This window comes from Pseudonocardia sp. McavD-2-B, assembly GCF_024124365.1.
Classification (GTDB): Bacteria; Actinomycetota; Actinomycetes; order Mycobacteriales; family Pseudonocardiaceae; genus Pseudonocardia; species Pseudonocardia alni.
Genome location: NZ_JAMXSG010000206.1, coordinates 1 through 10,684 on the forward strand (window position 1 = coordinate 1; position 10,684 = coordinate 10,684).

At 73.8% G+C, this 10,684-nt stretch carries 9 protein-coding genes; 2 read left to right on the top strand and 7 right to left on the bottom strand.

Annotated features, from left to right (window positions below; all coding sequences use genetic code 11):
• The coding region (locus NH602_RS22370) for a PhoX family phosphatase (RefSeq protein WP_253068828.1) at positions 1-1,815 on the top strand (1,815 nt) is incomplete at its 5' end.
• Between the two features lie 46 nt (positions 1,816-1,861).
• Here NH602_RS22370 and NH602_RS22375 read toward each other — a convergent pair.
• A complete protein-coding gene (locus NH602_RS22375; RefSeq protein WP_253068829.1) occupies positions 1,862-2,644 on the bottom strand; it encodes a hypothetical protein in 783 nt (260 codons plus the stop codon).
• A gap of 280 nt (positions 2,645-2,924) precedes the next feature.
• On the opposite strand from NH602_RS22375, the gene NH602_RS22380 reads away from it, so the two are divergent.
• Positions 2,925-4,268: an MFS transporter gene (locus tag NH602_RS22380; RefSeq protein ID WP_073578540.1), complete on the top strand. Its 1,344-nt coding sequence runs from the start codon at positions 2,925-2,927 to the stop codon at positions 4,266-4,268.
• A gap of 44 nt (positions 4,269-4,312) precedes the next feature.
• On the opposite strand, the gene NH602_RS22385 is transcribed toward NH602_RS22380, so the two are convergent.
• From NH602_RS22385 to NH602_RS22410, 6 genes are all read right to left on the bottom strand, one after another.
• Positions 4,313-4,597, bottom strand: coding sequence for a hypothetical protein (locus NH602_RS22385; RefSeq protein ID WP_253068830.1), 285 nt, complete (start codon positions 4,595-4,597; stop codon positions 4,313-4,315).
• A gap of 389 nt (positions 4,598-4,986) precedes the next feature.
• Positions 4,987-7,032: an NAD(+) synthase gene (locus NH602_RS22390; protein ID WP_253068831.1), complete on the bottom strand. Its 2,046-nt coding sequence runs from the start codon at positions 7,030-7,032 to the stop codon at positions 4,987-4,989.
• Between the two features lie 24 nt (positions 7,033-7,056).
• Entirely contained in the window at positions 7,057-7,329 is a 273-nt protein-coding gene (locus NH602_RS22395) for a hypothetical protein (RefSeq protein WP_073578537.1), read from the bottom strand.
• A 13-nt stretch (positions 7,330-7,342) separates the two neighbouring features.
• The gene (locus tag NH602_RS22400) at positions 7,343-8,530 is read right to left on the bottom strand and encodes an esterase family protein (protein WP_253068832.1); all 1,188 of its coding nucleotides are present in this window, start codon (positions 8,528-8,530) and stop codon (positions 7,343-7,345) included.
• 25 nt (positions 8,531-8,555) lie between these two features.
• Positions 8,556-10,253: a GNAT family N-acetyltransferase gene (locus NH602_RS22405; protein WP_178376470.1), complete on the bottom strand. Its 1,698-nt coding sequence runs from the start codon at positions 10,251-10,253 to the stop codon at positions 8,556-8,558.
• 109 nt (positions 10,254-10,362) lie between these two features.
• Complete coding sequence (locus tag NH602_RS22410; RefSeq protein ID WP_253068833.1) at positions 10,363-10,518, bottom strand: hypothetical protein; 156 nt, start codon at positions 10,516-10,518, stop codon at positions 10,363-10,365.
• Between the last annotated feature and the right edge of the window lie 166 nt (positions 10,519-10,684).

Below are 10,684 nucleotides of genomic sequence, written 5' to 3' on the forward strand. Positions count from 1 at the left end.
GACGTGGCCGCGCCGGCGCAGGCCGGGCCCCCGCGCGGGCTGCAGTACGAGACGGTCGCACCGAACCTCGACGACGCGATCCGCGTGCCGGTCGACTACGCGAGCAACGTCGTGATCCGTTGGGGCGACCCGATGTTCCCGGACGCGCCGGAGTTCGACTTCGAGAACCAGACCGCCGCCGCGCAGGCCCGCCAGTTCGGCTACAACAACGACTTCTGCGGGATCCTGCCGATCGACGGCCCCGGCCGCCGCTACGTCCTGTTCTCCAATCACGAGTACACGCTCGAGCCGCTGATGTTCCGCGGGTACGACGAGGACGCCCCCACCCCCGAGCAGATCCGGATCGGCATGGCGGCGCACGGCGGCGGCGTCGTCGAGGTGACCCGCGACCTGCGCTCCGGCGAGCTGCGCTACGACCGCGACGGGAAGCTCAACCGGCGCATCACCGCCGACACCGAGATGGTGCTCGACGGCCCGGCCGCCGGAGCCGAGGTGCTGCGCACGAAGGCCGACCCGACCGGGCGCAGCGTGAAGGGCATGATCGGCAACTGCGCCGGTGGCACCACCCCGTGGGGCACCTTCCTGTCCGGCGAGGAGAACTTCGACGGCTACTTCGCCTCCGGTCCGGTCACCGACGAGCGCGCGAAGCGCTACGGCTTCTCCGAGGGCGCCTCGGAGCGCCGGTGGGAGCGCGTCGACCCGCGCTGGGACCTCGCGCAGGAGCCGAACGAGGCCAACCGGTTCGGCTACATCGTCGAGATCGACCCGCACGACCCGCGCTCGAAGCCGGTCAAGCACACCGCGCTCGGCCGCTTCAAGCACGAGGGCGCCACCGTCGCGCTCACCCGTGACGGGCGCCCCGTCGTCTACATGGGCGACGACGAGCGCTTCGACTACGTCTACAAGTTCGTGTCGGACAAGCGGATGCGCCGTGGTCACAGCCGGGCCGCCCGCGAGCACAACGCCACCCTGCTGTCGTCGGGCACGCTCTACGTCGCGACGTTCACCGGGGACAGCCCGGCCGCGGAGATCACCGGCACCGGGGCGCTGCCGCGCGACGGCCGCTTCGACGGCTCCGGGCAGTGGAAGCCGCTGGCGTCGACCACAAAGTCCTACGTGGACGGCATGAGCGTCGCCGACGTCTTCGTGTTCACCCGGCTCGCCGCGGACAAGGTCGGCGCGACGAAGATGGACCGCCCGGAGGACGTGGAGCCCAACCCGCGCACCGGGAAGGTCTACATCGCCTGCACCAACAACTCCGACCGCGGCAAGGCGGGCGCCAAGGCCGGTCCGGACGAGGCGAACCCGCGCAACGCCAACCAGCACGGCCACGTCATCGAGCTCACCGAGACGCGCGACGACCCGGCGGCGACGACGTTCGCCTGGAACATCCTGCTGGTCTGCGGGAACCCCGACGACCCGTCGACCTACTTCGGCGGGTTCGACAAGTCCCAGGTCAGCCCGATCACCTCGCCGGACAACGTGGCGTTCGACCCCTACGGCAACCTGTGGATCTCGACCGACTCCAGCCAGGCGCTGGAGATCAACGACGGCCTCTACGGCGTCGTGCTGCAGGGGCCGCAGCGCGGCTCGACCCGGCTGTTCGCCAGCGTCCCGGTCGGCTCGGAGTGCTGCGGGCCGGTCGTCACCGAGAACTTCGTGCTGGTCTCGGTGCAGCACCCGGGCGACGTCGACGACGCCTCACCGGAGCAGCCCGCGTCGCACTGGCCCGACGGCGGCGCCGCGCAGCCGCGTCCGGCCGTCGCCGCGATCCGGCACCTGAAGGACGGACGCCCGGCGAAGATCGGCGTCTGAGGCCACCGCCGCCCGGTCCGTGCTCCGCCGCGGACCGGGCGGCGGGTCAGGCGCAGCGGCCGAGGTCCGGCTCGCCGGACCCGGCGCTCCTGTCGAACGAGATGTGCACGTGGTCGTAGTGGTTCGCGGTGTCGCCGCCGCGGTCCTCCATCGTCGACCACCCGGAGCCGTCGTTCATGCGCTGCTCCCAGATCACGTACTTCACGCCCAGCTCGTCGGCGTTGGCCAGGGCGCAGTCGGCGATCCGGTCGCCCTTCTGCCCGCGCACCATGATGTCCAGTGCGTGCCCGGTGGGGTGGTCGGAGGCGTTCTCGCGCTGCGCGACGCCGATCAGGTCGGTCTCGCCGTAGGCGCAGCCGAGGAACTCCGCGGCGTCTGACACCCAGGCCTTGACCCGGCCCAGGTCGTCGAGGTCGAGCCCGCACGACGGATCGCCCAGCCCGCGGGCGGCGAGCTCGGCGGCGGCCCTGGCCTGTTCGGCGGCCTCCTGCGCCAGGTCCTGGGCCTTGCGGGCCGCGGCGAGGCTCGCGTCCGCGGCCGGGTCGAGCAGGCCTGCGTCGCGGACGATCTCGGCGCCGAGGACGGGTGTGTCCCGCAGTCCCTCGGCGGCGGCCGCGGCCTCGGCGAACGGCGCGCCGGGGGTGTCACCGTCCCGGCCGTCGGACACGTCCTGTGCGGCCAGGCGCAGGTCGGCCTCGGCCGGTCCGACGCCGAGCCCGGTCACGGGCGTGACGACGGCGAGCGTGCCGCTCGCGACGGCGGCCGCGGTGGCGACGTGACGCAGCCCGGGCCGCAGCCCGGCCTGCGCCCGATGTCGGTGTCGGGGCACGACGGTCTCTCCTCCGGCACGCGGACCGGCCGGGCTGCGGGGGAGCGTCGGGATCGGGGGATCCCGGCCCGTCGGGGGTACCGGACCGCGTGTTCAGTGACCGGACGGTAGCGAATGTCCCGTGATGTCCGATCTTCGCGGGCCGTTCGTGGCGGCGACCGCACTCGGCCGTGCGACGAGTGGCACGGATCGGGCACCCCGCACGTCTTTACCCGACCGGACGTTCGGTGCAAAAGTGGCGCGGTCCGGGACACCGCCGTCCCGGGTCAGGGGAGGACACATGACCGAGCAGCAGGCCGGGCCCGGCGCAGGCCCGACGAGCGCCGCCGACACGACCGGCTCCGCGCCCGCGCAGGTGCGCCGGGTCGCCGCGACGAGCGCGATCGGCACGACGATCGAGTGGTACGACTTCTTCATCTACGCCACGGCCGCGGCCCTGGTGTTCAACAGTCAGTTCTTCACCACGATGTCCGCGGCCTCGGGCACCCTGGCCGCGTTCGCGACCCTCGGGGTCGGGCTGGTGGCGCGTCCGCTCGGCGGCATCGTGTGGGGGCACTTCGGCGACCGCCTCGGCCGCAAGAAGATGCTGGTCCTCTCGCTGCTGCTGATGGGCGTGGCCACCGTCGGCGTCGGCCTGCTGCCCACCTACGGCCAGATCGGCGTCGCGGCCCCGGTGCTGCTCGTCGTGCTGCGCCTGCTGCAGGGTCTCTCGGCCGGCGGTGAGTGGGGCGGCGCAGCGCTGATGGCGGTCGAGCACGCCCCGCCCGGCAGGCGCGGACGCTACGGCTCGTTCCCGCAGATCGGGGTGCCCGCCGGGCTGATCCTGGCCCAGCTGGTGTTCCTCGTCGTGTCCAACCTGACCACCCCCGAGCAGTTCGCCGCGTGGGGCTGGCGGATCCCGTTCCTGCTGTCGATCCTGCTCGTCGTCGTCGGGCTCGTGATCCGGCTGCGGGTCGAGGAGAGCCCGGTGTTCGCGATGCTGCGGCAGAACCGCGGCCGCAGCCGCGCCCCGATCCTGGAGGTGTTCCGGCACCGTCCGCGCGAGCTGGTGCTGGCCTCGGTCAGCTTCGTCGCGAACAACGCGATCGGCTACATCTTCCTGGCCTACCTGCTCTCCTACGGCACCCAGGTGCTCGAGGTCCCGCGGAACACCATGATCGTCGTCGTGATCATCGGCTCGCTGAGCTGGCTGGTCAGCATCGTCGGCGGCGCGGTCTGGTCCGACCGGGTGGGCCGCAAGCGCGCCTATCTGGTGGGCTCGGTACTGCTCGTGGTGTGGCCGGTGCCGTTCTTCCTGCTGCTCGACACCACCGGGTTCGCCGCGATGGTCGTCGCGGTCGTCGTGCTCACGGTGGGGCTGGGCCTGTCCTACGGCCCGCAGTCCGCGTTGTTCGCGGAGATGTTCGAGGCCCGCTTCCGCTACAGCGGCGCCTCGTTCTCCTACGCCGTCGGCGCCGTGCTGGGCGGTGGGTTCGCACCGCTGATCGCCGCCGCCCTGCAGCAGGGCTACGGCACGTCGATGGCGGTCGCGGCCTACATGGTCGTCGTCGCCGTGATCTCGCTGGTCGCGGTGCTGCTCATCCGGGAGACGCACCGCCCGGCCGCGCCCGCCCGGCTCTCCTGACGACGGCGGTGCCCCGGACGTGGTGTCCGGGGCACCGGAGCGGCCTAGATCGAGCGGTGCCGGCCGTTGCCGAGCGGGGCCGAGAGGTCCCGGGCCCGGCGACGCCCGGCCACGGTGCCCTCGGCGGGCCGCTCGTCGACGGTGCCGGGGCCGTCGGAGGACATCGAGCGGGCCTGCTCGGCCAGCTCGCGGGTCACGCAGGGCCAGGTGGCGCTGACTCCCGTCGCGTCCCGGCACTCACGGCAGAAGCCCTGCGCGTCGGGGGTGTGTTCCGCCAGGGTCCGCTCCAGCAGATCCGGCATCTCGGACAGGATGTTCGCGAGCGCCACGACTCACCTCCAGGTCGAATGCAGGCGACAGTAGTGGTCGGGTTCACCCGCCCCCGGCGGGGCGGGGGGCCCGTCGGCCGGTGTCCGCCGGTCCACTCAGGACCCGGCGTTCCCGCTGCTCGCGAGGGGTGTGCGGGATCGAGCCGAGGACCTCCGGCGGTCCAGTCGCCCGGTGTGACGCCGCCCCGTCGGCACAGGGCTGCCCCGTCCGCTCGGTGAACCGTGTCACCGATCGGCGACCGGTTCCGGCGACACGACGACACGCACCACCGCTGCGCTGGACGTGCGATCGGGTCACTCCTCGGCACCGCCGGAGGGCCCAGTGGGTCACCCCCGTCCGGACCCGAGGCGCTGCGGCGTCCGCGTCGCGCCCCGCGGCCGGCCCGCCCTCAGCCTGCCGGGACCTCCCGTTCGATCTCGTCGAGCCAGATCGTCGCCGACAGGTCCGAGGGTGCCCGCCAGTCCCCGCGGGGTGACAGCGCGCCGCCCGCGGACACCTTCGGGCCGTTCGGCAGCGCGGAGCGCTTGAACTGCGCGAACTGGAAGAACCGCCGCGCGAAGACCTGCAGCCAGTGCCGGATCTCGGCGGGGGAGTAGGCGGGCCGCTCGTCGTCGGGGAACCCGGGCGGCCACTGGCCCGCGGCGGCGTCGGACCAGGCGTGCCCGGCCAGGAACGCGATCTTCGACGGCCGGAAGCCGTGCCGCAGCGTGTACCAGAGCGTGAAGTCCTGCAGCGCGTACGGACCGACGGTGGCCTGGCTGGACTGCACCTCGGTCGTCCCGTCCGAGGGCACCAGCTCCGGGGTGATCTCGGTGTCGAGCACCGAGCGCAGCACCGCCGACACCCCGGGCGGGAACTGCTCGGAGGAGACCACCCAGCGGATGAGGTGCTGCATCAGCGTCTTCGGGACGCCGCCGTTGACGTTGTAGTGCGACATCTGGTCGCCGACGCCGTAGGTGGACCAGCCGAGCGCGATCTCCGACAGGTCCCCGGTGCCGAGCACGATCCCGCCGCGCTGGTTCGCCAGCCGGAACAGGTAGTCGGTGCGCAGCCCGGCCTGGACGTTCTCGAAGGTGACGTCGTAGACGGGCTCGCCCCGGCCGAAGGGGTGGTCGATCTCCGCCAGCATCGTCCGCGCGGTGCCGGTGATGTCGATCGTGGCGAAGGTGACGCCGAGGGCCTCGGACAGCGCGACGGCGTTGTTGCGGGTGTGGTCGGAGGTGGCGAAGCCGGGCATGGTGAAGGCGAGGATGTCGGTACGCGGGCGGCCGAGACGGTCCATCGCCCGCGCCGCGACGATCAGGGCGTGGGTGGAGTCGAGCCCGCCGGACACGCCGATCACGACCTTCGGCTGGCCGATCGCCCGCAGCCGCTGCTCCAGCCCGGCGACCTGGATCGAGTAGGCCTCGAAGCAGTCCTGCTCCAGGCGCGCCGGGTCGGCTGGCACGAACGGGAAACGCTCCACGGTGCGGCGCAGGCCGATGTCGTGGCCGGGCGGGTCGAGCCGGAACGCCACCGTGCGGAAGGCGTCGGTGCGGGCGGCGTGGGTGCGACGGTTGTCGTCGAAGGTGCCCTGGCGGCGGCGCTCGCCGGCGATCAGGTCCAGGTCGACGTCGGCGACCGCGTGCCGCGCGCCCTGCGGGAAGCGCCCGGACTCCGCGAGCAGCACACCGTTCTCGTAGATCATGGTCTGGCCGTCCCACGAGACGTCCGTGGTCGACTCGCCCTCACCCGCGGCGGCGTAGACGTATGCGGCCAGGCAGCGCGCCGACGCCGAGCGCGACAGCAGGTGCCGGGTGTCGGCCCGGCCGACCGTGATCGGTGAGCCGGACAGGTTCGCCAGCACCGTCGCCCCGGCCAGCGCCGCCTCCGCCGACGGCGGGATCGGCACCCAGTAGTCCTCGCAGACCTCGGCGTGGAGCACGAAGCCGGGCAGGTCCTCGGCGGCGAAGAGCAGGTCCGTACCGAAGGGGACGTCGGTGGCGCCGAGCCGGATCGAGGCGCCGCGGACGTCGTCCCCGGGGGCGGTCTGGCGACGCTCGTAGAACTCGCGGTAGGTCGGCAGGTAGGACTTCGGGGCGACGCCCAGGATCCGGCCCCGGTGGATCACGATCGCGCAGTTGTAGAGGCGGTGGCGGTACCGCAGCGGTGCCCCGACCACGAGGACCGGCAGCAGGTCCGCGGTCGCCTCGACGAGGGAGAGCAGTCCGGTCTCGACGGTCTCCAGCAGCGTGTCCTGCATCAGGACGTCCTCGATGGAGTAGCCCGAGAGCGTCAGCTCGGGGAACACCACCAGCCCGACGCCGTCGTCGGCGCAGGTCCGGGCGGTCTCCAGCACGGCGGCGACGTTCGCGGCCGGGTCGGCCATCGTGGTGCGCAGGGTCGCCGCGGCGGTGCGCAGGAAGTGGTGGCGGTAGACGGAGCGGAAGTCCACGCCGTCATTCTGACCGGTGGGTGCTCAGCTCCGCCGACCCGCCAGCATCCGCGCCGCCGCGCAGGCGACCCCGGTGGCGACGAGCAGCCCGAGCAGCACCGCCCAGCCCGCCCCGACCGACCCGCCGGCCAGCACCACCCCGAGCGAGCCCAGCCACGCCAGCGGCACCAGCAGCCACAGCGCCAGGCCGTGCAGCACCTTCGGGATCTCCCCGACGCCGGCCGCGATCACGATCCACACCACCCCGGCGAGCAGCCCGCCGACGAGCAGCAGGGTGCCGACTCCCTCCCAGACCACGTGTGTCTCCTTCCTAGGGGTCGGGCACCGGCAGCACACGCTGCGGCACACCGGGCCCGTCGTCGATCGTGACACCCGCCGGCGTCGCGGGCGGGACCAGCGGCCCCAGCAGGTGCGCACCCAGCCAGTCCACCAGGTCCGGCAGCTGCGCGCGGACGGCGTTCTGGTTGTGTCCGCCACCCGGGTAGAGCCGGGTGTCGACGGTCACCGGTGGCGCGGCGGCCGCGCGGATCCGGTCCGCGGCGGCCCGCTCCTCGGGCTCGTCGGTGCCCGCGGTGACCAGCATCGCCAGGGGCGCGGGCCGCTCGCCCAGCAGCGCGACGATGTCGTTGGCCGCGGCCAGGTCGGGCCGCCCGGCGAACAGATCCCCGGTGACGACGTCGTCGGGGGTGCGGTCGTAGCCGCTCTGGCTGACCGCGAGCGCGTAGGTGCGCGGGTGGCGCAGCGCCAGGTTCATCGCGCAGTAGCCGCCCGAGGACCAGCCGGCCAGCGCCCAGGCGCCGCGGTCGGGCCGCACCCGCAGGTGCCGGGTCGTCCAGTCGACGAGGTCGGTGGTCAGGTAGGTGTCGTCGGCCGCGCCGTGCTGGGCGTCGACGCACTCCTGGTCGTGGCCGAACCGGGGTTCGCCGTTGATGTCGGGGACCACCAGCACGACCGGCGGGATGCGGTGCGCGGCGATCGCGGCGTCGAGCACGTCGGGCACCGTGAACAGCGCGGCCACCTCGCGGGGCTCACCGGGGAACCCGGGCAGCCACTCGACGACCGGGAAGCGGGCCCGCGGGTGCTCGGTGTAGCCGGGCGGGAGGTAGACGTCGGCGTCGCGGTCGATGCCGGACACGGCCCCGTGCAGGGTCATGTGCAGCGTGGAGCCCAGCCCCTGCGCCGAGCGGGCGGCGACCAGCGGCATCGCCGCGTCGAGGCCCGCACCGTCCGGGCCGATGTCGGCGACCGAGCCCTCGCCGGGATCGGGGGAGGACCCGATCAGCGAGCCGACGGTGGGGAAGAAGCCGCCGAGCAGGTTCGCCCCGGCCGCGGCGGCCGCGAGCACGGCCACGGCCGAGACGACCACGAGCAGCGTCCGGGCCACCCGGCGCAGCCGGTGCCACACCCCACCGGTGAGGGCGAGCAGCAGCACCGCCGCCACCGTCGGCACGACCACCGCGGCGACGACGTCGAGGCGCAGCTCGGAGGCGTGGATCACGGCGCCGCCCCCGCGCGGACCCGGCTCACCGGCGCAGCAGCCGCAGCAGCGCCGGCGGGCGGCCGCCGAAGCCCTCGGCCTCGAGTACGACGAACAGCACCCGCGGCAGGTCGCGGACGGCGGGGAACAGCACGTAGCGCGGGTACCAGCTCGGGCGGAACTTCGCGTTGAACCGGTAGAGCGAGTCGATCTGCCACCAACGCGACGCGATCCGCAGTACCCGGGCCCAGCCGCGGGCGACCGGTCCGGCGCCGATCCGCTCGCCGCGCTCCAGGGCGGAGCGGAACATCGCGAAGTTCAGCGACACCCGCTTCACACCATGGTCCTTCGCGGCCGCCATCAGCTCGGCGATCATCAGCTCGTTGACGCCGTTGTCGGCGTCGGCGTCGCGGACCATGAGGTCCAGCGAGAGCCCGTCGCGGCCCCAGGGGACCAGCTGCAGCATCCCGGACGGCTCGCCGTCCCGGAGCGCGGTGACGATCACCGCGTCCGGGTCGGAGGGGTCCGCGACCCGCGAGGACGCCATCGAGAATCCGCGCTCGTCCTCGGCGCCGCGCCAGCGGTGCGCGCGCTCGGCGACCCGCATCCGTGCGGTCTCGTCGAGGTCCCGCAGCCGCGTCACCTCGACGGTGTGCCCGCTGCGCTGCATCCGGTTGACGGTCTGGCGGACCCCGCGCATGGGGCGTCCGTCCAGGCTGAACGACGCCGTCTCCAGTACCGCCTCGTCGCCGAGCTCGAGGGCGTCGAGACCGGCCTTGGACCAGGCGGTCGCGCCGCGCTCGGAACAGCCCAGCACCGCGGGCGACCAGCCGTAGCGGGTACAGATGCCGAGGAAGGCCTCGATCGCGCCGGGCCAGGCGCCGACGTCGCCGACGGGGTCGCCCGAGGCCAGCGCGACCCCGGCGAGCACCCGGTAGGACACCGCGGACTTGCCACCGTGGGCGAACACCGCGGCCTTGTCACGGCGCAGGGCGAAGTACCCCAGCGAGTCGCCGTCGCGCTGGTCGAGCAGGGCGCGCAGGCGCTGCTCGTCGTCGGGGTCGAGCGACGGGCGCGGCTCCGGCGAGCGCAGCAGGTGGTACCCGGCGACGACGAGCGCGACCACCCCGAAGGTCAGCCCGATCGCCGAGGTCAGGTCGTCGAGCCACACGGCGCGCTGCTCGAACTCGACCGGTCCGGTCACCCCGATCAGCGACAGCGCCGCGTGCGCGGCCTGCGCGGCGATCGACGGGTCGCCGACGAGCCGGCGCGGGTTGAGCGCGAGCAGCACCCAGACGATGAGGAAGCCGGACAGCCCGAACTGCAGCAGCGACCGGACCGACCGGCCGAGCCCTCCCGGGTCCTGCCGGGCGACGAAGTAGCGGCGCGTCGCGATCAGCGCCGCCAGCAGCGCGACGACCAGCACCGCGGGCCCGATGCCGCGCCGCTGGTCCAGCACGTGCAGCAGGTTGACCACGACGAGGAACGTCGTCGTCGCGGTCGCCACCCACCAGGCGCGCTGCTTGCGCCGGCGCAGCCCGGTGGCCAGCAGCAGCAGGCCGACCCCGGCGAGCGCGGTCACGACCAGCGACGCCAGGCCCAGACCCGCGGGCAGGCCCAGGGTGCTGCGCAGCTCGCTCCCGATGACCCGGCGGGGCGCGGGCAGCACCGCCGCGACGACGGTCAGCGCACCGACGATCCGGGCCGCCCAGACCACGGCGCGGACGACGGCGGCCTCGGACAACCGTCGTCTGCGGGCCTCCGGGTCCGGAGCCGGGGCCGCTCCGCGCGTGCGGACGTCCCCGTGCTCGTCCCGGTGCTCGTCCCCGGTGGTCCCGGGCGGGCCGGAGCCCTCAGAGCCCGTCACGCGTTCCTCCTGTCGATCCCGTCGCCGGTGGCGGACCACCGGCGACGCCCGAGCGGGCCACCGGACCCGGCAGCCGGGCGCCGAGCGCGTCCAGCTCCGCGGCGACGACGTCGGCCGCCGGTGTCCCGGGCGCCGCGGTCACCGACCCCGACGCTAGCGCCGGGCCAGGCGGTGGCGCGCCCGGCACCGGGTCATCCTGCGTCGCCGCGGTGCGCACGACGACCAGGTCCAACGGATCGGGCGAACCGGACGCAGATCGGAAGAGCGTCGTGTAGGGAAAGAGTGTTGTGGTACGTGTAGATCTATGG

Bases quoted from the DNA above. Each gene is read 5' to 3' on its own strand.
- NH602_RS22380 (WP_073578540.1), top strand. From the start codon at position 2,925: ATGACCGAGCAGCAGGCCGGGCCCGGCGCAGGCCCGACGAGCGCCGCC.